This is a genomic window from Reichenbachiella faecimaris (assembly GCF_900176375.1).
GTDB lineage: Bacteria > Bacteroidota > Bacteroidia > Cytophagales > Cyclobacteriaceae > Reichenbachiella > Reichenbachiella faecimaris.
In genome coordinates this window covers 1078528-1102466 of the sequence record NZ_FWYF01000001.1, presented here as the reverse complement: position 1 = coordinate 1102466, position 23939 = coordinate 1078528, and the positions used below count along the sequence as shown (strand labels likewise).

Annotated in this window: 25 protein-coding genes and 1 tRNA gene; 20 read left to right on the top strand and 6 right to left on the bottom strand. The window is 39.0% G+C overall.

The annotated features are described in order from the left end of the window. Positions 1-191: 191 nt before the first annotated feature. The gene (locus B9A58_RS04590; protein ID WP_084371235.1) at positions 192-1376 is read left to right on the top strand and encodes a PAS domain-containing sensor histidine kinase; all 1185 of its coding nucleotides are present in this window, start codon (positions 192-194) and stop codon (positions 1374-1376) included. Here the strand turns inward: B9A58_RS04590 and B9A58_RS04585 are convergent. Both B9A58_RS04585 and B9A58_RS04580 read right to left on the bottom strand, forming a co-directional pair. After that, complete coding sequence (locus B9A58_RS04585) at positions 1369-2154, bottom strand: hypothetical protein (protein ID WP_084371234.1); 786 nt, start codon at positions 2152-2154, stop codon at positions 1369-1371. The two genes, B9A58_RS04590 and B9A58_RS04585, sit on opposite strands and share 8 nt — an antisense overlap. A 68-nt stretch (positions 2155-2222) precedes the next feature. After that, positions 2223-3737, bottom strand: a complete 1515-nt coding sequence (locus B9A58_RS04580; protein ID WP_176214673.1) for a lipopolysaccharide biosynthesis protein — start codon at positions 3735-3737, stop codon at positions 2223-2225. A gap of 81 nt (positions 3738-3818) precedes the next feature. Here B9A58_RS04580 and polX point away from each other — a divergent pair, with 81 nt between their 5' ends. The 3 genes from polX to mgrA all read left to right on the top strand — a co-directional run bounded on the left by polX (position 3819) and on the right by mgrA (position 7235). Next, positions 3819-5516: a DNA polymerase/3'-5' exonuclease PolX gene (gene polX, locus B9A58_RS04575; RefSeq protein ID WP_084371232.1), complete on the top strand. Its 1698-nt coding sequence runs from the start codon at positions 3819-3821 to the stop codon at positions 5514-5516. 104 nt (positions 5517-5620) lie between these two features. Next, positions 5621-6127: a SixA phosphatase family protein gene (locus tag B9A58_RS04570; RefSeq protein WP_084371231.1), complete on the top strand. Its 507-nt coding sequence runs from the start codon at positions 5621-5623 to the stop codon at positions 6125-6127. Positions 6128-6242: 115 nt separating this feature from the next. Then, a complete protein-coding gene (mgrA, locus tag B9A58_RS04565; RefSeq protein WP_084371230.1) occupies positions 6243-7235 on the top strand; it encodes an L-glyceraldehyde 3-phosphate reductase in 993 nt (330 codons plus the stop codon). 57 nt (positions 7236-7292) lie between these two features. Here the strand turns inward: mgrA and B9A58_RS04560 are convergent, their stop codons facing one another. Continuing rightward, positions 7293-8744: a flotillin family protein gene (locus B9A58_RS04560; protein ID WP_084371229.1), complete on the bottom strand. Its 1452-nt coding sequence runs from the start codon at positions 8742-8744 to the stop codon at positions 7293-7295. Beyond that, positions 8744-9331, bottom strand: a complete 588-nt coding sequence (locus tag B9A58_RS04555) for a hypothetical protein (protein ID WP_084371228.1) — start codon at positions 9329-9331, stop codon at positions 8744-8746. Before B9A58_RS04555 ends, B9A58_RS04560 begins: the two co-directional genes overlap by 1 nt. 150 nt (positions 9332-9481) lie before the next feature. Here B9A58_RS04555 and B9A58_RS04550 point away from each other — a divergent pair, with 150 nt between their 5' ends. After that, positions 9482-10309, top strand: coding sequence for an alpha/beta fold hydrolase (locus B9A58_RS04550; RefSeq protein ID WP_084371227.1), 828 nt, complete (start codon positions 9482-9484; stop codon positions 10307-10309). A gap of 3 nt (positions 10310-10312) precedes the next feature. Further along, positions 10313-11206 carry a 3-hydroxyacyl-CoA dehydrogenase gene (locus B9A58_RS04545; RefSeq protein WP_084371226.1) on the top strand — a complete coding sequence of 298 codons (894 nt, stop codon included), beginning with the start codon at positions 10313-10315 and terminating at the stop codon, positions 11204-11206. Positions 11207-11298: 92 nt separating this feature from the next. On the opposite strand, the gene B9A58_RS04540 is transcribed toward B9A58_RS04545, so the two are convergent. Together B9A58_RS04540 and B9A58_RS04535 are read right to left on the bottom strand one after the other, a co-directional pair. Further along, positions 11299-11982: a TPM domain-containing protein gene (locus B9A58_RS04540; RefSeq protein WP_084371225.1), complete on the bottom strand. Its 684-nt coding sequence runs from the start codon at positions 11980-11982 to the stop codon at positions 11299-11301. Positions 11983-12001: 19 nt separating this feature from the next. Next, positions 12002-12877, bottom strand: a complete 876-nt coding sequence (locus tag B9A58_RS04535; RefSeq protein WP_084371224.1) for a TPM domain-containing protein — start codon at positions 12875-12877, stop codon at positions 12002-12004. A 42-nt stretch (positions 12878-12919) separates the two neighbouring features. On the opposite strand from B9A58_RS04535, the gene B9A58_RS04530 reads away from it, so the two are divergent. From B9A58_RS04530 to B9A58_RS04460, 14 genes are all read left to right on the top strand, one after another. Beyond that, positions 12920-13513 carry a LemA family protein gene (locus B9A58_RS04530; protein WP_084371223.1) on the top strand — a complete coding sequence of 198 codons (594 nt, stop codon included), beginning with the start codon at positions 12920-12922 and terminating at the stop codon, positions 13511-13513. 96 nt (positions 13514-13609) lie between these two features. Further along, a complete protein-coding gene (gene trxA / locus B9A58_RS04525) occupies positions 13610-13906 on the top strand; it encodes a thioredoxin (RefSeq protein WP_084371222.1) in 297 nt (98 codons plus the stop codon). A gap of 59 nt (positions 13907-13965) precedes the next feature. Next, positions 13966-14397, top strand: coding sequence for a rhodanese-like domain-containing protein (locus B9A58_RS04520; RefSeq protein ID WP_084372003.1), 432 nt, complete (start codon positions 13966-13968; stop codon positions 14395-14397). Further along, positions 14397-14693, top strand: a complete 297-nt coding sequence (locus B9A58_RS04515; protein WP_084371221.1) for an antibiotic biosynthesis monooxygenase family protein — start codon at positions 14397-14399, stop codon at positions 14691-14693. Before B9A58_RS04520 ends, B9A58_RS04515 begins: the two co-directional genes overlap by 1 nt. 57 nt (positions 14694-14750) lie before the next feature. After that, a tRNA-Arg gene (locus B9A58_RS04510) sits at positions 14751-14822 on the top strand. A 169-nt stretch (positions 14823-14991) separates the two neighbouring features. Next, positions 14992-16173, top strand: coding sequence for a site-specific integrase (locus tag B9A58_RS04505; RefSeq protein ID WP_176214672.1), 1182 nt, complete (start codon positions 14992-14994; stop codon positions 16171-16173). Between the two features lie 2 nt (positions 16174-16175). Next, positions 16176-16952 (top strand): hypothetical protein, encoded by a 777-nt coding sequence (locus B9A58_RS04500; RefSeq protein ID WP_084371219.1) that lies wholly within the window; start codon positions 16176-16178, stop codon positions 16950-16952. Positions 16953-17040: 88 nt separating this feature from the next. Next, on the top strand, positions 17041-17322 hold the full coding sequence (locus B9A58_RS04495) for a hypothetical protein (protein WP_084371218.1): 282 nt from the start codon (positions 17041-17043) through the stop codon (positions 17320-17322). An 82-nt stretch (positions 17323-17404) separates the two neighbouring features. Further along, positions 17405-17833, top strand: a complete 429-nt coding sequence (locus tag B9A58_RS04490; RefSeq protein ID WP_084371217.1) for a hypothetical protein — start codon at positions 17405-17407, stop codon at positions 17831-17833. Between the two features lie 51 nt (positions 17834-17884). After that, positions 17885-20215: a primase-helicase family protein gene (locus B9A58_RS04485; protein ID WP_084371216.1), complete on the top strand. Its 2331-nt coding sequence runs from the start codon at positions 17885-17887 to the stop codon at positions 20213-20215. 397 nt (positions 20216-20612) lie between these two features. Next, entirely contained in the window at positions 20613-20837 is a 225-nt protein-coding gene (locus tag B9A58_RS20775) for a helix-turn-helix domain-containing protein (RefSeq protein ID WP_084371214.1), read from the top strand. An 85-nt stretch (positions 20838-20922) separates the two neighbouring features. Beyond that, positions 20923-21918, top strand: coding sequence for a hypothetical protein (locus tag B9A58_RS04470; RefSeq protein WP_139793740.1), 996 nt, complete (start codon positions 20923-20925; stop codon positions 21916-21918). Between the two features lie 122 nt (positions 21919-22040). Next, the gene (locus B9A58_RS04465) at positions 22041-22706 is read left to right on the top strand and encodes a hypothetical protein (protein WP_084371212.1); all 666 of its coding nucleotides are present in this window, start codon (positions 22041-22043) and stop codon (positions 22704-22706) included. 60 nt (positions 22707-22766) lie between these two features. Beyond that, a complete protein-coding gene (locus tag B9A58_RS04460) occupies positions 22767-23939 on the top strand; it encodes a M16 family metallopeptidase (RefSeq protein ID WP_084371211.1) in 1173 nt (390 codons plus the stop codon).

Sequence of the window (23939 nt, the reverse complement as noted above, 5' to 3'; positions counted from 1 at the left end):
TGTGAGCATGGAGACATTGTATTTGATCAAATAATGTGTTAACTTAAAAACAGACAGTGGATATCATCTTTTCAAGACGTTTACTTATTGTCTCACTTCCAGCTATATGATTGAATCTCCAGTCTAACCTTCATTACAGCAGCACCCTTAAAGGTATTATTTGCCTAACCTCATAGAGAAAAATTAGTGATATGGGGAAATATGAGATTTTTGATGAAATGATTGAAGGCGTCCAAGTCATTGATCAGGATTGGCGCTATGTGTATGCCAATGACGCAGTGGCCAAACACGCCAAATTATCCAAGGGCGATTTGGTAGGAGCCACCATGATGGAAAAATTTCCTGGTATTGAAAAAACGCCTCTTTTTAGGCTATTGGGGAAATGCATGCAGAACAAGCAGTCAGATACATGGCTTAATGAATTTGACTTTCCAGACAAATCAAAAGGTTATTTCGAGTTGAGAATACGTCCAATTGAAGATGGATTATTAATTCTATCGTTTGATATCACAGCACAGAAGCGAGCAGATGAAATTATTAGAAAGTCTAATGAGCAGTTGGAGAAATTAGTAGAGGTTAGGACAAAGGAAATTTTAGATCAGAAAATTTTGATTGAAGCCCAGACTGAGTATTTGAGAGACCTCAACAAGGCCAAGGATAAATTCTTTAATATCATAGCTCACGATCTCAGAAGTCCGCTTACCTCACTCAAAGGACTCGCGTCAATAATGATAGAGGGAATAGATCATTTAGCAGCAGAGGATGTAAAGACGTTAAGCCTGGGTTTGCAAACCACTGTAGATAATACGATCAATCTGACGGATAACTTGATCGAGTGGGCAAGGATACAGATACAAGAGTTTGAAACGCGAAAGGAGAAAGTTGATCTAGATCAAATTATAAACACTGTCTGGCATTTGTATAAGGATCAAGCTGAAAAGAAAAACATCACACTGAAGTATTCAGCAGGCCAAAATAATTTAGTGATTGGAGACAAAAATCAAATCACATTCATTATTAGAAATCTAGTGAACAATGCCATAAAATTCACCCCAAAAGGAGGGGAGGTGCAAATGGAGATTTCGAAGATTAAAAATGAAAAGATTGCTATTCATGTGGTAGACAATGGCGTGGGATTGACGAAGGAGGCCATATCAGATTTGCTGACCCAGATGGAGAAGGAAAGTACAATAGGTACTGCTGGAGAAAAAGGAACAGGCATGGGACTCAAGTTGTGTTTTGAGTTTGCTAAGCTCAATGGAGGTCAAATTCATATTGAAAGCACGCCTAATAAGAAGACAATATTCAGCTTGGAGCTGAAGGTAAATCACGCCAAGACCAACCCGTCTAAAGAGAAAAGTCGGCTAGTTACCTAATCTCAATCGCATCACAAGTACCCACAAAAGGAACACCTGTCTGTTCAAAAGCATAGGTGATCAAACCTACATATACCTCAGTGTCATAAGTAGGTGCAACTCCTGGCAATTCCCCAGTTCCATTGTACAACGTCCAATCATCACTTCCCGAAGTCAGATTTGGCACTTGCCAATAAACTGTGATGGTCTGGTCTTCGTTTCCCACTATTCTGATATCAGCGCGACCATCAGGGACGGTGTTGGCACCAATGTCGTTGACATTGGAACTGCCATTATTGGTGTTTTTTCCTTCGATAGTAAACCCAGTTGACCCACGGTGACCGACCACTACATGACTAGAACTAGCTGTGGCCAAGTCAGGTACATGTACCTGCACCCCACAAAAATTGTATGGATCATTGACTGAGGGAGGTGCTGTTTGAGAATCTTCTTGGGTTCCAATCCCGATATTTCTAGCTATAAATTCAAAAGGAAAACTCAGTTTTTTTGCATCAAGTCTGCCTTGATCTTCATGGTAGTGCAAAGTGATATTGTCTAAATTGGTGGTAAGGTTTGCATGGTAGCGTCCATCCTTTCTCGACACATCAGGTAGAGCAGATTCATTGTTGGTAATATAGTCTATAAGTGCTCCGTCGCCTTCAAAGCTATCAGCTAATGGATCCGAATCTGTTGTTTCATCGTCAGTGTCAGAATTATTATTGGGTGCTGGGTCGTCACTGCTACAAGCGAATACAAACGAAAGAAGGATGAGCATTAAGAGTGGGTTAATTTTTTTCATACTGTTGAAACGTTACTTTTTGCTGTTGAATTTAATAATGATCTTAGTTTTCGATGAATGATTTTGAATTATCGACCTCTAAACTTCTCCGCAAGATGGGTCAATCCTCCATTGATTTCTTTTGAGATTTTAAAGAAATAAATGGCGCAGCAATAGATCAAACCAATAACAATGGATCGAACAACCAAGTCCAGTATCGTATTTTCAAAAATAGGAATGACAAAACCTATGACTAATACAATCACGCCAATGACCAATAATTTTCCATTTGCCCATGTAAATGGGGTAAATCCCAATTTCACCTTGATGAATATCATTTTAATAATTCCAAAAACGAATAGTGCCAAAAATGAGGCAAATGCAGCCCCAGATATACCATAAGCTGGAATTAGAACCAGATTGAGACAGATCATCAAAATGGCTAGAATGGCAATGGTGATGACATTGAATTTGTAGTATTTGGACATGGATATGATTGGGCTACTATTGGCGAAAGTCATTTCCATGACTTTGGACAGACCAATGAAATAAACAACATATCTGCCATCCGCAAACGTCTCACCATTGGACATAAGCGAAAATAGGTTGTCCAGATTGCAGACTAACCCAATGAAAAACAAACCACCCACTATCATTTGATTAATTGAGGTCTGCTTATAAATTTTTTCCACTGCGGCTAGGTCTTGATTTTCTAAAGAATCGGAGACGAGTGGCGTGGTGATTTGTGCAATTACTCGACGCGACAATTCGATCATAACTGCAAAGTAGAAGACGGTAGAATAAATGCCATTTGCGCTCAAACCGAGTTCAGAAGAGATCATCAGCTGATCAATGTTGAGAACAATATTATTACTGCCAGCACCTATCATTACAAAAAGTGAATACATTCCAATTCGCTTAAGCAATGGCTTGTCCATGACATCTAGCTTAGCACTGAATTTGAGCTGACCCAGTTTGAAAAGGTAAGCCAACATCATCATCAGCATGGATCCGTACATGATAATGAGACTATAAACAAGTTGGTGAAAGGAAATAAACTGTAAAAAATAAAGAGAAACCCCAATCGTAAGCATGAGCCTTAGAGCCACCTCTTTGATAATATTTTGGACTATAATCTTCAAGAATAAGCGCCCGTATATTTCAAACAAGCTATAGAGGGAAAGTATAAGTACCAAAGCCACGACGACAAGAAAATAGTCAGAAAGCAGTGCAGAATGGGTACTGAAGTAGGCTGTGATCTGAGCCTCAAAGATGAATAGTATGCCACAGGCCAGAATGAATCCAGCTAAAACAACCCATACACAAAACGTGATCAGTTGGCTGAGACCCTCTGGTTTTTTGTTGAACTCTGGCGCAAATTTGAGTAGTGTACTCCCTATGCCAAGCTGTGAAAAAGAGACAATTAAAAAAGCTGAGGAGGGGATCACTCTCAATAAACCAATCTGCTCAGTTGATAAAAAAAGTGGAAATAGAATGATCGTGTTCACAAAGCCTATACCTGCACCTAGATAGGTGAAAAAGGCCGAAATACTACTTTGTTTGATAACTACTCCCAACCGTTTTATGAGCTTTGGTTCGCGCAATGATAACTTATAAACGGTAATTTGGTATTTAATTCTTTTGCAATTTGTAAGTTTATATTTCAATTCTAAAAGACGACTGACGTGACGAACACTGAAATAAAATCCAAACTCAAGCTAGCCTCCAAATTGATGGAACTTCATGGCGATAATCCTTTCAAGATACGCGGATACCAAACTGCTGCAGACACCATCAGTGACTTGGATGTAGAGATGGTCACCATGTCAGTAGATGACATTCCAAAAATAGACGGAATAGGGAAGGGCATGGCTGCCAATATTACACAGTTATTGGAGCGTGGATCATTTGATGGTATGGATCAGTTGATGATGGATACGCCAGAAGGGGTGGTCGAGATGTTCAAGATCTCTGGCTTTGGAGCCAAAAAAATTGCTGTACTCTGGAGAGAAGGAGGAGCAGAAACGTTAGATGATTTGTTGCAGCTGTGCCAGCAGGGGAAAGTGGCTAAGCTCAAGGGTTTTGCAGAAAAATCTCAAGAGACGTTAACGAATGCTGTGCAGTTTGCGATCAGTTGCAGAGGGTTTGAGCGATATGCCAATGTGGAGCCTTTCATGATCAATATTTTAGCTGCCTTTGAAAAGCATCCATCTATCACATTATTTTCAGAAACAGGTGATCTTCGTCGTAGAATGGAAGTCATTGGTTGTTTGGAGTTCCTTGTGGCTTCAGATGAATTTGAAACCACACGAACTGTAATTAATGCTATAGAAGGGTTTACTGAAAATGAAAAACTCTCAGGGCCCTACTCTTGGAGTGGAATGTATGACAAATGCGATATTCCTGTTAAAATAAGATTTTCTGCGACTGATCAGTTTTACAATATTTTGGTGGAAACCACAGCCAATCCTAAACATTTGAATATGCCGATTGACGGGGACAAGAATCTGAAAAAGATCGTCAGAGAAAAGGCTTATGCTTCTGAATCAGCAGTTTATGAAGCAGCTGGGTTATCTCCTATGGTGCCTGAGTTGAGAGAAGGGGAGTTTGAAATAGAATGGGCTAAGCAAAACAAATTGCCAAAGCTGGTGGAGATGGATGACCTGAAGGGAATTCTGCATAACCACTCTACCTATAGTGATGGAAAGCACACATTGCGCCAAATGGCAGAGCACTGTCGTGAGCTGGGCTATGAATATCTCGGGATTTCTGATCATAGCCAGACGGCTGTATATGCAAACGGGCTGCAGGACTTCAGAGTCAAAAAACAGCAGGAGGAAATTGAAAAACTCAATGAAGAGTTGGCACCTTTTAAGATATTTTCAGGTATAGAATCAGATATATTGGCGGATGGCTCACTCGATTATTCGGATGATGTGCTGGCAAGTTTTGATTTTATCGTGGCCTCTGTGCATTCAGGTCTCACTATGGATATCACCAAAGCAACCCATAGATTGCTAACGGCCATCAATAACCCACATACCACTATTCTAGGTCACATGACTGGACGATTGATTCTTGAAAGAGAAGGGTATCCTGTGGATCACAAAGCCATCATAGATGCTTGTGCGGAAAAAGGTGTGATTATCGAAATCAATGCCAGCCCGTACCGCTTGGATATGGATTGGCGATGGGTGCATTATGCACTCGAAAAGGGAGTTATGCTTAGTATCAATCCTGATGCGCATAAAATGGAAGGGTACAAGGATATGTACTATGGACTGCTTGCAGGACGTAAAGGCGGATTGACGAAAGAGATGTGCTTGAATGCAATGACTCTGGAGGAGATAGCAAAATATTTTGAAGGAAGGAGGAAACGTTGATTAAATCAATGTTGCATTTCGACATAGGGAAATCTTAACAAGACCAGTTACCGCAAACAAGATCTCTCCTATCGTCGAGATGACAAACTAATTATGAATCTGAAATGAAAACCCTATACCTTGTCCGTCATGCCAAGTCGAGTTGGAAAGACACCAGCTTGCGGGATAGGGATCGGCCATTGAACAAACGAGGCAAAAGAGATGCGCCAAGAATGGCAGAATTTTTAAAAGAAAAAATGGCTTGTCCTGATACATTTATAAGTAGCCCATCCAGAAGAACACAAGATACAGCCGTCAATTTTTTGCATGCATTTGGTCTTTTGAAGAGTGACCTGAAATTGGAGGAGGGTTTGTTTCATGGTGATGAACGAGACATTGAAAGTGTTATTCATTCTCTAAGCAATGACCATCAATCTGCCGTACTTTTCATTCATAACCCAGGTATTACTGATTATGCCAATGAACTAACCAATGAAGATATTTTTAATATCCCGACCAGTGGTGTTGTTGGTATCCAGTTGGAAACAGACGATTGGAAACAAATAAACCAATGTCGAGCCAAAAAGCTTTTTTATTATTATCCGAAAGGGCTAGATTTACCTACCCTTTAGCACGTAGGTGCTTCCATTCCCAAAACTAAATGTGAATTATGCTTATACAGTCTCTACTGGGAGGTTGCTTGAAAGCTATCGCGCGAATTGTATTTCTAACACAAAAAAAGAATTTATGGCTTACGAACCAGCAGCAGATCGATATGACACGATGAAATATCGCAGATGTGGGACATCAGGGTTGTTGTTGCCTGCTATTTCATTAGGGTTATGGCACAACTTTGGTCATGTCGACGAGTATGAAAATGGATGTAAAATGATCCAGTACGCTTTTGATCGAGGTATTACTCACTTTGATTTGGCAAACAACTATGGTCCGCCTCCAGGGTCGGCCGAGGAGAATTTCGGGAAAATGCTGAAGCAGGATTTGATGCTATTTCGAGATGAAATGATTATTTCTACCAAGGCTGGTTACCACATGTGGGAAGGCCCGTATGGCGAATGGGGGAGTAGAAAATACATCTTGTCTAGTCTGGATCAATCACTGAAAAGAATGGGATTGGACTACGTGGATATTTTCTATCATCACAGACCAGATCCAAATACGCCAATCGAAGAATCTGCTCTGGCATTAGATCATGCAGTGAAGCAAGGAAAGTCTTTATATGTTGGCGTGTCGAACTATCAGCCAGAGCAAACAGCAGAAATTGCTAAGATTTTCAAAGAGTTGCGTACTCCATTTATCATTCATCAGCCACGCTATTCTATGTTTGACAGATGGGTGGAAGATGGCTTGCTGGATACACTGGAATCCAATGGAATTGGAAGCATTGTTTTCTCTCCTTTGGCGCAAGGCCTTTTGACTGATAAGTATTTGAAAGGTATTCCAAAGGATTCGCGAGCAGCTAAAGACTGGGGCTTCTTGAAAAGTGATCACGTAACTGAAGAGAAAATCAACAAAGTATTGGCTTTAGAGAAAATCGCAAAGTCAAGAGGACAGGAAATTTCTCAGTTGGCCATTGCTTGGTTGCTACGCAATGACGTAGTGACTTCAGTACTCATTGGAGCCAGTAGTGTGGAACAGCTAAAACAGAACTTGACTAGTATTGATAACATCGAGTTTACTAGCCAGGAGTTGGCTGATATTGAAAGTATTTTGAAAGGGTAAAAAAGTGCCTGTTTCATTTTTATATGGAACAGGCACTTTTTTTTTGTTTTGAATATCTTATTCTACAATATCTACTGGAGCATCTCCCTCATTCTTATCATTTTTCTTTGACTTTTTAGGTGCTGTAGCTTTTGCTTTCTTCGATTCAATTATCGCTTGAACCTCTTCAGGCGACTTGCCTTTTAAATATTCTGGTAATTCCATACCAGCCATGTTAAACATTTCCTGCAGAGGAGGGACTGACTTATAAAGTCCAGAAATAAAATTCGCAGTCGAACTTTTATCTGACCCGTTATTTCCACCGTCCCAGACAGTGATTTTATCAATCTTAATATTCTTAATTGCCTCTGCCTGAGTTTTAACCAATTCAGGAAGTTTGTCTGCTACTAAAAGAAGAACAGCATCCTTCGAGTTGTCTCCGGCAGCACTTACGATTTGTTTTAAACCTTCGGCTTGCTTGGTCAATATTTCATATAAACCTTGTGCTTCAGCTTGCTTTTTGAATAGTATGGCATCGGCCTCTCCTCTGGCCTTTCTTCTGATCATTTCTGCTTCAGCCTCAGCAGCAATTTCTACCTTTTCTTTGTCGATTTGTGCAGGAATTACAATATCAGCGGTTTGAGCGGCCTTATCTCTGGTAGCTCTTGCTTTTTCTGCGGATTGCTCTGCTGCGTAGGCTTCTTCTAGTGCTTTAGCATGTTGAACTTTCTCTGCTGCTGTAGATATTTTTAATGCCTCGGCCTCTTTTTCCACTCTCAAAGCATCAGATTGAGCTACTTTGATTTTGGCAGTGTTTTCACCTTCTACCGCTCTGGCATTCGCATCAGATACCTGAACCCTTTGATCCTGATGAGCGTTGGCTTCTCCAATCGCTCCGTCTCTGTCTTTTTCGGCTACTGACTTCTTAGCGTCGTTAATAGCTTTTGCGGCGGCTTCTTTTCCTAATGCTTCAATATAGCCAGATTCGTCTTTGATATCCGTTACGTTTACATTGATCAACTTAAGTCCAATTTTCTTCAACTCTTGACCAACGTTTGAGGCTACGTTTTCCAGAAATTTATCTCTGTTACTATTGATTTCTTCAATATCCATGGTGGCAACTACCAGTCTCAACTGACCAAAGATGATGTCTTTGGCAAGGTCATGGATATTTTCTTGAGAAAGGCCCAAAAGACGTTCAGCTGCATTGTTCATTATACCAAGTTCTGTGGAGATACCAACTGTAAATCGAGATGGTACGTCTACTCGAATGTTTTGTCTACTCAGTGCGTTGGTAAGCATTACTTCAATCGAAATAGGAGTAAGGTCTAGAAACTCATAGTCCTGAAAAACAGGCCAAACAAAAGCTGCTCCACCATGAATACACTTGGCGGAACCATCTCCTACTTTGCCATAAACAACTAAAATCCTGTCCGAGGGACAACGTTTATACCTTCTGAAAAAGGTAACAAGGACTACAAAAACGAATAGCGCCGAAAGGGCTAATACAGGTAATGCGAATATGCTCATTATGATTGGCTTTTTGTAACGATTAAAATATTGTTGGTGGCTATTTCTTTTACGGTTATTACTGCTCCAGGACGTAAAGTTTCTTCATCATCCGTAATTGCTTCAAGCGTGCGAAGAGTTCCCTGAACCTGGATTTGTACCTGTCCTATGTTATCCCGCTTAGCACGAATTTCCATGTACACTTCTCCGACGGCTCCAATGGCATTTTTCATCTTGATAGTTCCGCTCGCATTGGCTTTACCAAGAAGGTATAAAATTCCTCCCATAACCAGCATCATCACGAGCCCAGAAATCATTGAAATAAAAATGGACCAATTGTTTGACAAACCTGAGTCTAGACAGGCTATACCAGTCCAAGAAAAAATGGTAAAGAAGGCAACCAAATTCTTCAAGGTGAAAAACTGAAAACCCATACCATCATCAGCTTCTACATCCGCATCAGCACTTCCATCATCAGGAATATCCCCGAAGAAAAAAGTCATAATTAATTGAAGCAAAAAGAATATGGTGAATGGAATGGCAATACCCCAATAAATTCTAAGTAGTGTATCCAGAGACTCCCACCATTCGGTAAAATTGTATGACATGTGGCTAGTGTAAAATGCGGTTGAAAATAGAGGTTTTATTTGAGAGAAAAAAATTAATTATGAGATGTTAGCATTCTTTTATTCTTAGGTACATTTTTGAATTCTCTGGTTATTAAAGTATCATTATGGATTCACATCAAACACCATTCAATGAAACCCCTGTTTTTTCTCTTCCATACAATTCTGTTTTCTACCATGGGTTGTGCTCAGAGCAAGGAGATTCCTTATGGCAACAACCCAGAGGTAGGAAAATACGCATCTGTAAATGGAATCAAAGTCTATTATGAAATCTATGGGGACGGAGAACCACTGCTACTCATTCATGGTAATGGTGGCTCGATTAGGTCGAGTACACCTAAAATAGAGTACTACAAGGATAAGTATCAGGTGATCGCAATGGATAGCCGAGCACATGGCAAAACCAAAGACATTGGAGACAGCCTGACTTATGAAAATATGACAAGTGACATCAATGCGGTATTGGACCAACTGAATATTGATTCCTGTTATATCATGGGGCAAAGTGACGGTGGAATCATTGGTCTGAAATTGGCTATAGATTATCCTGATAAAGTAAAAAGGTTGGCTGTTTTCGGAGCTAACCTGCGACCAGATTCCACTGCAGTCGATGCTGATAATGCAGAATTTGTAAAGAACATGGTAGCCAATGAAACGGATGATTATAAATTGAGGCTTTTTGGGCTGCTTATTTATCAACCACAAATACCTATCAAAGACTTGGCTAAAATCGCTGCCCCAGTTTTGGTGATGACTGGAGATAGGGACGTGATCAAATTGGAGCACTCCTTAGAAATATTTTATAACATTAAGCAATCCAACCTTTTTGTGATGCCTGGGGCTACGCACTTTGGTTCATACGAAAAGTCTGATCTTTTTTTTAAGGTATTGGATGATTTTTTCACCAAACCCGTTTCCACCACATCCACTTACGACATTATCAAAAACACGAAGTTTTAATCTATGAAAATCAAAAACGTGACCATTGCAGGTGGAGGGACATTAGGCTCACAAGTGGCCTGGCAAACAGCTTTCAAGGGTTTTCATGTAGTTGTTTATGATGCGTTTCCTGAAGGATTGGAAGCGAGTAAAAAATTTCATGAGCAGTTTGCAACCATTTTCCAAAAATCGTTGGGAGCTACCAGGGAAGAAGTAGAAGCTGCAAAGGAGAGACTAACTTACACGACGAACTTAGCTGAGGCTGTTGAGTCAGCTGATTTGATTAGCGAGTCCGTTCCAGAAAACCACAAGATTAAGAGTGAATTCTATAAAAAACTATCCCAAGTGGTATCCCCAGAAACGATCATTACTTCCAATTCTTCTACACTGTTGCCAAGCGATTTTGTAGATTCTGTGGTGCAGCCTGAGCGCTTTTTAGCCTTGCATTTTGCTAATATGATTTGGACCTTCAATGTAGCTGAAGTCATGACGCATCCTGGGACTGATCCTAAAGTGAAAGAGGAAACTATTGCTTTCGCTAAATCTATTGGTATGGTGCCTATCGTGCTCAACAAAGAACAAAATGGCTATGTACTCAATTCTATTTTAGGCCCAATGCTGACAGCAGCACTTGATCTGGTAGAACAAGGTGTGGTGGATTTTCAAGAAGTAGATCGCACTTGGATGATCTCTGGCAATCCCCGTGGACCTTTTATGATTATGGATATGATTGGATTGGAAACCATGTACAACGTGATGATACACTGGGGTGAGACCAACAAAGACAAGCAAAAATTAGCGAATGCAGAATATCTGAAAACCAATTATCTTGACAAAGGAAAATTAGGTATAAAAACCAAAGGTGGTTTTTATAATTATCCCAATCCAGCTTTTAAAGATCCTGAGTTTTTAAAGTGAGCTCCACAAATAAGTTGCAATCAAGGCATGTGTCATTTCGACCAAACCAGACGATAGGAGGGTGAAGGGAGAAATCTTGTCTTCATCGAGTTTTACTCCTCTATCCTCATATCATCAGACAATTCATTGTCTGGCTTCACCACATTCACAAAGTCATTGGCTAACAACAGCTCTTCGCACTTTTTGATGGCGCTAGCAATGCCCTTCGCGGGATGATTGGCTTTGATACCTTGGATCACAAGTCCCAAAACTTCATTCCAGTCTTCTTGTTGGATTTTGGCATTGATCCCCGAATCTCCCAAGACCTGCACTTGATGTTCCAATTCACTGATATAGATAAGAATACCTATTCGATCTGAAGTATTAAAGATTTCTTCTTGTAGAAAAATGTCCCTGGCTTTGGTCAGCACACGATGTGAAACAACAGAGTCAGGTGTAAAAGAGACTCTAAGTGTATGGATAAAATAGGGGATGGCAAACCCCAAAGTCGTAGTGCCAATGCCTATGAGGCAAGTGAATAAGATGCCAATGGAAGCAGGTAACAACCACAGATAAGAAAGCGTGGCAATGAGTGCTAAAAAGAGTACGCCAAATATACCAGCTAGCTTCCAACAGGCCATCAAATAGCTGTCGCTGTCACGCGCAAAATACACAACCATCTCACCAGCCGTTTTTTGTTCCAGCTCCTGGACGGCTTCTTTTACAAGCTTTTTATCCGCTGCCGAAAATTCAAATTTCTTTCTCATATCTCTCATGGCACAGTGCCAATTATTCATTAATAATTATTCAATCATACTACCAGCCACCTGATGCACCACCTCCACCAAAGCCACCACCTCCACCTGAGAATCCTCCAAAACCTCCTCCAGAAGAAAAGCCTCCACCAGAGCCACCATAATAGCCCCCGCCATAGTATCCACCACCACCTCTGCCCGAAGAGTTACCGAATAGTACAACCAGAGAAAATATGAGAGAAATGATACCCATCACTATGTTGGCAAAAAGAAAGCCCAACAAAATAGCGATTACAATGGCTACTACTATTTTCATTGGCGAATTCTTTATCATGGATTTAATGACACTCAATGCAATCAACCCAAATACAATAAGGAATATGGAAAACTTCTTACCCGATTTTTGGGTGCTATAATTGGTTTTTGTTACCACTGGTAAGTCCTCTCCATTGATCAAATCCATAATAGCATCTAATCCCTTATTGATTCCTGTAGAAAACTGTCCGTGCCTAAACTCGGGTGTGATAATATTTTCGATAATTCGCTTGGCATAAATATCGGGAATGGCCCCCTCTAGCCCATACCCCACGTCAATTCTGAGTTTGCGATCATTCATGGCCACCACCATCAATACACCATCATCCACTCCTCCGCGCCCAATTTTCCATTTTTCGGCTACACGAATACTGAATTGTTCGATTTCTTCGGGTTTAGTAGAGGACAGGATCAATACGGCAATTTGACTACCTTTGGTTTCTTCAAATCGTGCCAATTTGTCTTCCAAATAATCCAGATCATTACTAGAAATGGTCTGAGTCAGGTCCGTTACCCGTTGTTTGAGTTCGGGTATAGTCACATAGTCTTGAGCGATTGTAATATTGCTCAGAAAAATGAAACAAATAAGGACAAAAAGAGTTGGAGTATTCTTAATTTTCATTCCAGCTAAAGTAGTACATTTGATTTTTAACCAAGTAAGAAGATGAACAAAAAGACATTAATAATATTAGGCGCACTAGCCTTAGTAGTGATTTGGATGTATAGTTCCGTAACTGGAAAATACAACAATATGGTAGCCATGGACGAAGGAGTGACCGCACAGTGGGCCAATGTAGAAACACAATACCAAAGACGAGCGGATTTGATCCCTAATCTAGTAAGTACCGTAAAAGGGTATGCCGCACACGAAAAGGAAACCTTGGAAGCTGTGGTACAAGCCAGAGCAAAAGCCACCAGCACAACCATTGACGCAGGCAACTTAAATGCGGCTTCTATTCAAAAGTTTCAAGAAGCGCAAAGTGGACTTTCTTCTGCCCTGTCTCGCTTGCTGGTGACTGTCGAAAAGTATCCTGACTTAAAGGCTAATCAAAACTTTCTTGAGCTTCAAGCCCAACTAGAGGGCACTGAAAACCGAATCGCTGTAGAACGAAGAAGATTCAATGAAACCGTGCAAGGGTATAATACTTACATTAGAAAATTCCCTAATACAATATTCGCTGGATGGTTTGATTTCGAAAAGAAAACAGCCTTTGCCGCACAAGAAGGTAGCGAGAATGCGCCTAAGGTAGAATTCTAGAATATAAATCAAATAAATTCCCCTCTCCCAAGAGGGGAGTGGGTCAAGTTGCCGAACTTTTGAGACGGCCTTATTGTTTTTCATTTTTAACATAATATGGCGACATTTTCAGATATCATAAATTCCGATCAGCCTGTGCTGGTCGATTTTTATGCCGACTGGTGTGGGCCTTGTCAGCAGATGGCTCCTGTGCTTTCTGAACTCAAAAGCGAGGTGAAGGGCAAAGCACAAGTGATCAAAGTAGATGTAGACAAAAATCAAAAGGCCTCTCAAGTATATCAGATTAGATCTATACCTACCATGATTTTATTCAAGAAAGGGCAAATCCTTTGGAGACACTCAGGGACTTCCACTAAGCAGCAGCTCAAATCAGTCATTGAATCGCATCTATGAAAAGTTTAGCACTTACTTTTTTTATTCTGCCTTCATTACTATTCTATCCCCAAGACGATATGAAAAAGAAAGCTTTTTATGCTTTAATCAATTCCTTGATTAGCCATTCTGTAACTGAAGTGAAAGCAGATGAAATTAAAAAGACAGATGTGGTTTGGCTGGATGCTCGTGCGCAGGAGGAGTATGATATAAGTAGGATAGCAGGTGCTCAATTTGTAGGTTATGATGATTTTAAAATCAAATCAATAAAAGACATTGATAAGGATGCTGAAATTATTGTTTATTGCTCGATCGGGTACAGAAGCGAAAAAGTGGCAGAAAAACTGGAGAGGGCTGGCTACACCAATGTAAAAAATCTCTATGGAGGTATTTTTGATTGGTACAATTCAGGCCAACCAGTGGTGGATAGTTTGGGCAATACGACTAAGAAGGTACATGGCTATGGTCGTACCTGGGGCGTATGGTTGAATGATGCTGAAACAGTTTACTAGTGTACAGGGTCATCTGGCGATATCGTGTTGAATCAGAACGTATCAAGGATTTTTTGAAAGTATATGATTCGAAAGGGGATTGGGTTCAACTATTCTCCAAATCACCAGATTATGTTAAAACAGAGCTTTTTTGCGAAACAGAGACCAATCAAATGTTTATAACCATAGATTATTGGACGTCAAAAGAGGCCTACCAAGAATTTTATAAAAAACATAAGAAAGAGGTAGACCTTATTGACGCCTTGGGAGACAATATGACTTCTCTTGAAGAAAGAGTGGCAGAGCTGATGACTTAATGACCAATGAGCTTGTGAAGTTTCTCATTCCAATAAAATTTATAGATTTGCTGATATGGCCCCTTAGTTCAATGGATAGAATAGAAGTTTCCTAAACTTTAGATCCAGGTTCGATTCCTGGAGGGGCCACAATAACAACATCTAGCAAATACAAACAAAAGCTAAAACCTTGATTGTTAGTAAATAATCAAGGTTTTTTGATGTTTGTTCAATTGTTTATTGTTGCTTGTTTTTGGTATTTGTTTGCGCATTTGTTTTCACATTTTTTTGTCATAGGTTTGAATAAACCATGAAAAAAATGGGATTCTCAGTTACACCATTAATTAATCGGAATAATCGCAAAACAAAGTCAGGGTTACACCAGATCCAGGTTAGGGTTACAATCAATCGGAAATCCAAGTATTATAGTTTAGACCAAAGAATCAATCCTAAATTTTGGAGTGGTAAACCGGATAAGTGGGTTAAAGAATCTCATCCGAATAGCTTTGAAATAAACAGGCTCATCCAAGATCAGGTGGCTGCGATTAATTCGCATATATATCGTCTTAAAGCTTTTGGACATTCTATTCATCTTTCTTCTATTGATGATTTCATGCGGATGACTGGAAACAAGCAGCTATTCAACGATTACATCGAGAACTATCTTCGAACTGAAAAATTCAACAATCTTAATACAATCAAGAAATATAAGACGTTTCAAAAACATCTTAATTCTTTTAACAAGGAAATTCTATTTTGTGATTTATGCGAAGATTTATTCCTGAGGTTTGTTGAATTCTTAAAGGGTAAAGGACATACCGGGGCCACGGTGAAGAAGTATTTTGATGCCTTCAAAAAAATCACTAGAAAGGCAGTGAAGCAGGGACACCTAGATCGAGATCCGTTTTATTTGGTGGACTTAGGCATTAAGCTCTCAAAGCCCAGGAGATCATACCTTGAAACTGATGAGATTCTACAACTAAAGAACTGTAGGTTGCCACTGGATAGACAGGATCTAGAAGACACAAGAAATCACTGGTTATTTTGTTTTTATGCGGCCTTTTATTATTCGGATCTAAAAAAATTAGAGTGGCCTGATTTGGTGGCGAGTGACCAGGGCTATTTTATTCGAGCCGACCGCTATAAAAACAATCAAAGCTACCTGGCGCCCATATACAAATTTCCGCATGCTATTGCTTTGGTATCTGAACAAAAAGGAAAACACAGCAAGTTTATATTTCCTAGTCTGATATCAGAACCGAAGTATAATGGAAAACTAAAAGAGATAGCAGCTGCAGCTGGGATCAATAAAAAGCTAAGCAATAAAATGGCCAGACATTCAGCTGTTCAGTTCTGGGAAGCTCAAGGCCTGGAAACACAATTTACGGCAAAGATTGTAGGGCATACTAAGGAAAGTACTACGAAGAGCTACTATGAACTGTCTCTTAGAGAAATGGGGGAGAGAGTGGATAAAATTGATATCAGTAGTTTAGGTTTGTAATTATGGCTCGAGAAAAGAAGTTTACAGTAAGACATTTTTTGAATAAACGTCTCCCTCCGGAAGTTGACGTAAATAATAATCCAAGGTATCCGCTATATATTAGACTGAGATATAATAATAAACCAGTTGAAATAAGAAGCCACCTAGCGTCATACTCCGAACATGTAGAGCGCGATGAGTATTCAATTCAAGAATTTTCTAGCAGCGTTGAATTTTGGGATTTTGGATATTTAACGGAGCAGCAATTTTCAAACCCATCAGAAATGCTTCGTAATACTCTTGAAAAGGAGGTAGAGCTTTGTCAAAAGATATTTAGAAATTTCTATGATAAGGGGGAAAACCTACTAGACTTAAATGTAAAGGGTATACTTGATATTTATTTGAATCCTATTTTTCTATCTGTAGACTTTTTCTTAGGTGCTATATTGAAGGACAAATTAGTCTCAAGTGGCTACTCAGATGTAAAATACAAGCTTCTGTCTACACCAAATAAGTTTTCAGAATTTTTCACACCTCTTCGAAGTATCTCTTCGGATAGTAATGGACAGACTGCTTTTTACCTAGAAATCCTTAAGCCGTTTGAAGTTGGTTTTGCCTTGTTAGAAAGAATGCTTGAAACACAAAGGAGTGGTAATATTATTACAACATACGAAATGTGTCAAGTGGATGCCATTGAGTCTGTAAATTTCTTGAGTACCGATTATAGAACTGAAGAGATAGAGTTACTTCAGCAGACTTGTGAATATTATCTAAGAACTTTTGAAATCGTGAAAAAATAAAAAACATTTCACGATAATATTCACATTTCAATATATTCTCATTATGTTTGAATTATGAAATAACTGTAACATTCATAATAAAACGAAAATGGAAGGCTCATCAGTCAAGCAAATAATTGAATTACCTTCAGAAAGGTTCGAAGAATTCATTGAAAATCAGAATAAGATTTTAGGAGCACTTGAAAATCTAAAAATGGTGCCACGTCCAGAATTTTTAACGGCATCTGAGTTCATGTTTCAAGCTAAAATTGGTCGATGGAAGTTTGATCAACTCAGAGATCAAAATAGGATTAAAGTCATTCGGAGAGGTAAAAAGCTCTATGTCCCCGAGAGCGAAGTCAATCGATACTTTCTGGAAGAGGATGAATAAGAAACCCTTGTGCGCGTAACACAAGGGCTAATTTTTTTATCGCATACTGGAATATAATAATCATTACTAAATTTTATAAACCATGGGTAAACCTACTAAAAATCCTTGGGTATTAAAAATGCCCGGTGTAGAAAGCAGATCAGATCTGAAAGAGTTCTACAGTCAATTAATTCAAGCCATAGAGACAATTACTGCTCACGGTAGCGAGATTTCACCTAGAGAAACACTGGATAAAGTCGCCTTTCTTTCGATGCTGGCCAGGTCAATATTCAGGACACTTAATAGCAAGGAAGACACTATAGAAATTCACTTTGATGAATTTGATACAGCTCCCATGTTGCTGGAGTTTCATGAGTATATGATAGAAAGTATGAGTATTCTTTCTTCGAACTTTGCAGACAATTGCGATGATCCATTAAAATGTTTTGATGCGATTAATGTCATTGCCAGGATCGCTCAATCCTGCCGACCATCGAGTCTTGAAAAGATGATCTTAGAACATGTTGGTTGATAATAACAGCTGCCTATTCAAGGCAGCTTTTTTTTTAGAAAAGATGTATAGATGGAGTCTTTGAAAAATAATCAGAGCTATTTTGAGCAGCGCATGAAGGCGCTGGGTGTGACCGACCAAAACAATGTCGTAAACCTCAAACGAAAAGGCCATATTTCGAATGAAGATATCGAGGTATCAAACCGATACTTCGAAACCGACGACGAAGACAATATTGTAATCAATTATTTCAAGCTCAATAAGTCACGGGTCAAATACACCAAGCCAGGCAACAAATGGGCGGAACCCTTCAGCAGAAAGCGATTGAAAAATCCTGAAGGTGATATGAAGTACTGGCAGCCCAAAGGATCAGGACATCACCCGTTTTTTCCTCCTGGTATATTGGCTAAATACGCCAAGAAAGAAAACATTGATACTTTGGTACTCACCGAAGGTGAATTTAAAGCCTGGATGGGCGATACGTGCGGATTTGATATCGTAGGGTTACCATCTATACACGGATTCTACAGCGGCGATATGCCAGGCGAATTACACCACGAACTAATCGAACTCATTACCGTCTGCAAGGTCGAAAAACTGGTCTACCTCACCGATGCCGACACCCTCACAGTCAACTGGAAGAAAGACAAAGACCTAAGCCAGCGGCCGCAGTCTTTTTATAGTGCTGTCAAGTACTTGCGTGAATCGGTGGAGCTGCTACTAGACGACGACCAGGTGGCTTTGACCAATGTGTATTTTATGCACATTCGCAGCCGCTACATTCAGGAAGATGCCAAAGGGCTGGACGATCTGCTGGGCAAATACACCGCCGGAAAGCCACGAGAAGAAATCAAAAATGATCTGCTCAAATTTCAGTTTGCACAGAAGTATTTCACGGGTCACATTCTCACCGATGGCAAGCTCCAGCGCATGTATGCCTACTTCGGTCTGCGCAACGAAACCGAATTTTACACTACCTACAAGGCATTTATAGGATCACGGGAATTTCTCTTCAAAAAACGAAGGTATGAGTTCAACGGTGAAGCTGTGAAGTATGTCCGACACGAAGACACCGAAAAATATATGCGTATAGGCCCTGATTGGGTAAAAGTGATTACCACGCCAAACAAATACGGTGAACCTGAAGAAGATTTGATACGATGGAAAATTGGAGAAATACAGCGTGACTACAAGTTTTTTCCTGACTTCCTGGACAACGTGCCTAAATACGATGCTTTCTGTAGTGAACCGTGTTGGAATGAGAACTATAAACGAGTGCATTACGATTGCTACAACCTTTATAGTCCGCTCACCCATGACCTTGTAGAAGGGGAGTTTCCTAATACGGCCAAATTTCTAAGGCATATCTTCCAGGGCGAAGGCACTATAGAAAACAATATCATTGGCGATCAGTTTACTGTGGCATTGGATTACCTGACTTTACAGTTTCAGCGACCCAAACAAATGCTTCCTGTACCTATTCTAGTAAGTCCTGAGAACGGCACAGGCAAAAGTACTTTCCTCAAATGGCTACAGGCCATCTACGGGTCGAACATGGCTATCCTGGGCAATGATCAATTCAAAATGAAATTCAACGCCCATTATATAAATAAATTCATCATTGCGATAGACGAAGGTTTTCTCGAAGTAGACAAGAAAGCGGAAAAAGAGCGACTAAAGCAGCTCGCCACGGCCGATACCTCCTATATGGAAATCAAAGGCATGGACGTGAAAAAAACGGCCTATTATGGAAAGCTAATCATTTGCTCGAACGATGCCGACCGTGTGATGAAGATCGAGGACGGCGAAAGCCGCTGGTTTGTGGTACGGGTGCCAGTGATACCCAAAGAAGACAAAGACCCGGATCTGGAAATGAAGCTGAAAAAGGAAATTCCTGCTTTCCTTCATTTCATCGCCAATAGATCAGTGGCGCACGACAAAACTGATAGGCTTTGGTTTAGCCCTGACCAGTTCGAAACTGAGCAATTTCGCATCATCGTAGAAACCACCAAAAACCGATTGGATAGAGTTTTTGAAGATTGGATTAAAGACCAGTTTCTTACTTTCAAATTACCTGTTCTAAAGTATTCAATCAGTCATTTAGTGGAAGTATTGAACGATCCTAAAATGTCAAAATATAAGGTTGATACTATTGAGTTGAAAACATACCTCAAAGACAAAAGAAAATTAAAGCCAAACGATCCTAGAGATATAAAAATTCCCATTGGATGGAATAATGTTGATTCAACGATTCCTGGAGTAGCTCCAACGATATACTACAAAGATGAAAAGGCTAGAGCTTACCATTTTATCGTACAAGAATGGCTCAATGAAGAAGAACTGGAAGAGTTTAATAGAAAGGAATCCGATGATACCGACGAAAGTACTGATTTACCATTTTAAGACTGAATATGAAATCAAAGCAATTTTAGATTATTAATATCATGATTGTAAATAACGTAGTTTTTGTAGTTTTTGTAGTTTTTCCTAAAAATAAGCCCTATACATTCAATAATGATGTATTTGGGTGTACTACAAAACTACATTCCTATTTTAAAAATGTAGTATACGTAGTTTTTATCCAATATAATTGGAATCCATTACTACAAAAAACTACACACATATTTTTGCTTTGTAGTTTTTTTAACTTGCCTAATTATTTGATAATCAATTTGTTATTTCTCGAAACGACGAAAACTACAAAAACTACGCATTTTTTAAAATTGCTACATGAGACGCAAATCAGTTTTCGTCAGCTAAACAAGGCCACAAAATAATATCTCAGCTCCAGCACTGAATTATGGTTATACTTCCAAACAATAAAAACTTTTTCAACCGTAAAGAATTGGCTGATATGTTAGGTGTATCACAACCCACATTGAGAAAATCGATTGAGAGTGCTGTCAATTCTAGGTCTGAAATTAACATAAAGAAAAGGGGGTTGATTTCCAGCGGCCAGATGATAAAACTGCTCAAACACCTGGATATTGAATGGGAATATGAGAAAAAGATGGAAAGGGAATGAAAATTAATGCAAGAATGCAAAAATTCTAAAAACCAAATCAGATCCGATATTATTCATTTGTTTCATGTTTTATAAACCTGAAATCATGAAAGGAAATAAAGAATTAAGAGAAGAGGCCAGAAAGTTATTTGAAGAAGGACGTAACGCAAATGAAATTGAACGCCAGCTAGAAGGACAAGTATCGAAGGCCACAATATACAGATGGATCAATCAGTTCAGTTCGGATGATGAAATTGAAGCCCTGACTCAATTGGAAAATGAACTAGTAGAATCCCAAAGTGAACCAACGGAAGTCGAAAATGAACCCAAACAAGTTCACAGTGAACCACAAGAAGAACAAAAGGAGCTCATTAAATTTGACGCTAATTCAGCTTCAAATGACTTACTAAATTCTGCGGCAATAGAGTTGCGCAAGAAAAAAAGAATTGCCTTGAAAGGCTTTAAGAAAGTTTTGAGACGATTGATAGAGCTACCTCCTGAGTATGCGCATAAACTGGAGGAAACCGATCATTACATAAATAGTCTTGAAGATATCCAAGATGCTGTTGAGGACATTTATGATTATGATGCTGATCAATACACAGAGAATCTAATTTGGAACCAGGCTACCAGATTTATCGAAAGGTTTGAGAATATGAAGATTAAACGCTTGGAAACCAATCTTCACTCTGATGTTATTACATTATCAGACCAGTTTCAAATTGAGGTTATTTTAGAGAAAGAGGACTTCGATGAAAAAGGCAATGCCAATCTTCAATTTACCGGAGATTTTAAATCTCTAATTGTTGAAATACTCAGTTTACAAGATCAAAAATTAACAGTTGAAGCTTGCGACTCCCTACTTAATAAAATCAATGCAGTGTCAGCGTTAGGAGAATTCAACGATTTATATGATGATATTCCAGAAGAAAATGAGCTATTAGAAAGGTTGAGATTAACAGTTGAATCAATCCAGGAACATGTGAAAAATGATTGGTGGTCAGACCATAAACGTCTGTGCTTAGATCTGGATCTTAAGGATAGCCTTGAGTATTCCCTCGGCAAATCAATTTTAGCGTCAAATATTCTGTCTCAGGAATAAATTTAAGACATTCTAATGCCAATTCTGTGTTGGCAGATATTGAAGAAGAAAGAATTCAGGTTTTTAATAGTTGGTTGATCTAACCTGAAATTGTAATTAATAAAAAATATAATCTCAAAATCATGAAAGTTAAAAATTCTATTACTGTAGTTACGGGAATGGGAAGATGTGGATCTTCTTTATTAATGAAAATGCTGAATCAAGGAGGACTTCCTGTTTTTGTTGATCCTAAGTTTCATCCCTTTTTTGAATCTCCTTTACAGATGGCATTGCCCGAAAAATCCTCTTGGCTAAATGAATGCAAAGGTGCAGCTGTCAAGGTATTATTTCCGTTTTGTTTGAACTTGCCAAAGGGATATTCTTATAAATTTATTTGGGTATTGAGAAACTCAAAAGAACAATCTAAGAGTATAAAAAAAGTCTCGAACTTACTATTCGGTCTTCTTAAGGATAAAGAAAAGACTAATGACCCGAAAGTTGATTTATTAAAATTGAAGTCTCAATTGGTTGATGTGTCCGATATAGAAAGAATGACTTTTTCCACACTTCAAAGTTTAAAAGATTATAAGATGCCAATCTTAATAATCAATTTTGAAGATTTGATAAATCATCCCTTGGAAAGTTCAATTCTGATTTCCAAATTCTTGCCAGAGCACAATTTAAATGTAGAAGAAATGGCTAATGTCATGATTCAAAGACCAGTTTCAAATTATAATGGATTCTTGGAGGATAATTTAGCTGGCCTTATTAATAAGACAACTCGATTGATGCATGAATACTTACAATAAACCTAGTACTGATCATTGTATAGTTTATATCTCATAATATGTAATAAGAAGTTGGTTTCAATGTCCAATGAGATAAAAGCATATTATCAAAGAAACCCAGGTATACAGGGTGTTTATGTTTGCTTTACTCTTGGGTTTGGTAGCAGGGATGAAAGAAGCGATGAACAGGGTTATGCCCACTTTCTGGAGCATTTGATAATGTCCAATCAAAAGCTCAGCGAAGTAGTTGAAGCGAGAGGTGGACAATTAGATGCAGGAACCGGTCATGAGGAAATGACTTTCCAATTTGTTGTACCTAAGCAATTCTTATCTCAAAGTTTAGATTCTTTAAAAAAGGAGGTTTTTGACTTGTCTATTGATAGTGATATGGTCTCAAGAGAAAAAGAGATCGTTTTGTGTGAGATTGACGAATCAGATGAGATGATTGATGAGTATTACGAATTGTTTTTTCGCAATCATGACCTTGGGAGAAGTATACTTGGCACAAAGGCCAGTATTCAAAAGATTGGCGTTGATAAGATGTCAGCATTTTATTCCAGGATCTTTAGTACATCGAGGGCGGTAATCTCAATTATTTCGGATTTGCCAGATGCAGAAGTAGAGGCCATGTTTAATGATGCATTTGGTACAGTATCACTAGAGGCAAATCACCGAGTGAGAAAAGCATTTTACTATTGCGACAGCTTTGAAATTTGGGATAAAACGAATCTGCCAGAAGATCCAGATCATGTAATTTTAGGTTTTCCAATACCTAAATATGATCATGAAGATGATTTGTACATTCAGCTGGCCATTTGCATGTTCGAGGATCGGGTTTATCAAAGACTGAGAGTCGAAAATCAATTGATTTATGATATCGATCTGAATGCTCCCCGTTTTTCCGATTGTGGACTTCTTTACCTCGAATTTGATGTAGAGAAATCAAAGACCAAAAGAGCTATAGCATTGATAAAATCTGAAATGAATAGGTTGACCAAAGGTATTTCTAAAAATGATTTTGAAAAACTAAAAAATAGGTTTGCCGGCCGGGTGTTATTGCGTCAGGATGATTATTGGGCTCTGTCTGAAAAATTGGCTAAAAACCTACTGTTTAATGGTAATTGTGTTAGCCCTGAGAATGAAATTGAGAATATTAGAAACCTCGAATTATCTCATTTTAATAGCGTTTGCTTGTGGTTTTTTCAAATTCACTTTTTGAGAACGTTAGTTCATACGAGTAATTCATTATTGTAA

Coding starts and splice junctions, on each gene's coding strand:
- B9A58_RS04500 (WP_084371219.1), top strand. CDS start 16,176: ATGGCTCGAGAAAAGAAGTTTACAGTAAGACATTTTTTGAATAAACGT.
- B9A58_RS04550 (WP_084371227.1), top strand. CDS start 9,482: ATGAAACCCCTGTTTTTTCTCTTCCATACAATTCTGTTTTCTACCATG.
- B9A58_RS04570 (WP_084371231.1), top strand. CDS start 5,621: ATGAAAACCCTATACCTTGTCCGTCATGCCAAGTCGAGTTGGAAAGAC.
- B9A58_RS04530 (WP_084371223.1), top strand. CDS start 12,920: ATGAACAAAAAGACATTAATAATATTAGGCGCACTAGCCTTAGTAGTG.
- B9A58_RS04535 (WP_084371224.1), bottom strand. CDS start 12,877: ATGAAAATTAAGAATACTCCAACTCTTTTTGTCCTTATTTGTTTCATT.
- B9A58_RS20775 (WP_084371214.1), top strand. CDS start 20,613: ATGGTTATACTTCCAAACAATAAAAACTTTTTCAACCGTAAAGAATTG.
- B9A58_RS04505 (WP_176214672.1), top strand. CDS start 14,992: ATGGGATTCTCAGTTACACCATTAATTAATCGGAATAATCGCAAAACA.
- B9A58_RS04585 (WP_084371234.1), bottom strand. CDS start 2,154: ATGAAAAAAATTAACCCACTCTTAATGCTCATCCTTCTTTCGTTTGTA.
- B9A58_RS04545 (WP_084371226.1), top strand. CDS start 10,313: ATGAAAATCAAAAACGTGACCATTGCAGGTGGAGGGACATTAGGCTCA.
- B9A58_RS04490 (WP_084371217.1), top strand. CDS start 17,405: ATGGGTAAACCTACTAAAAATCCTTGGGTATTAAAAATGCCCGGTGTA.
- B9A58_RS04460 (WP_084371211.1), top strand. CDS start 22,767: ATGTCCAATGAGATAAAAGCATATTATCAAAGAAACCCAGGTATACAG.
- B9A58_RS04555 (WP_084371228.1), bottom strand. CDS start 9,331: ATGTCATACAATTTTACCGAATGGTGGGAGTCTCTGGATACACTACTT.
- B9A58_RS04495 (WP_084371218.1), top strand. CDS start 17,041: ATGGAAGGCTCATCAGTCAAGCAAATAATTGAATTACCTTCAGAAAGG.
- B9A58_RS04470 (WP_139793740.1), top strand. CDS start 20,923: ATGAAAGGAAATAAAGAATTAAGAGAAGAGGCCAGAAAGTTATTTGAA.
- B9A58_RS04520 (WP_084372003.1), top strand. CDS start 13,966: ATGAAAAAGAAAGCTTTTTATGCTTTAATCAATTCCTTGATTAGCCAT.
- B9A58_RS04590 (WP_084371235.1), top strand. CDS start 192: ATGGGGAAATATGAGATTTTTGATGAAATGATTGAAGGCGTCCAAGTC.
- trxA (WP_084371222.1), top strand. CDS start 13,610: ATGGCGACATTTTCAGATATCATAAATTCCGATCAGCCTGTGCTGGTC.
- mgrA (WP_084371230.1), top strand. CDS start 6,243: ATGGCTTACGAACCAGCAGCAGATCGATATGACACGATGAAATATCGC.
- B9A58_RS04465 (WP_084371212.1), top strand. CDS start 22,041: ATGAAAGTTAAAAATTCTATTACTGTAGTTACGGGAATGGGAAGATGT.
- B9A58_RS04540 (WP_084371225.1), bottom strand. CDS start 11,982: ATGAATAATTGGCACTGTGCCATGAGAGATATGAGAAAGAAATTTGAA.
- B9A58_RS04560 (WP_084371229.1), bottom strand. CDS start 8,744: ATGAGCATATTCGCATTACCTGTATTAGCCCTTTCGGCGCTATTCGTT.
- B9A58_RS04485 (WP_084371216.1), top strand. CDS start 17,885: ATGGAGTCTTTGAAAAATAATCAGAGCTATTTTGAGCAGCGCATGAAG.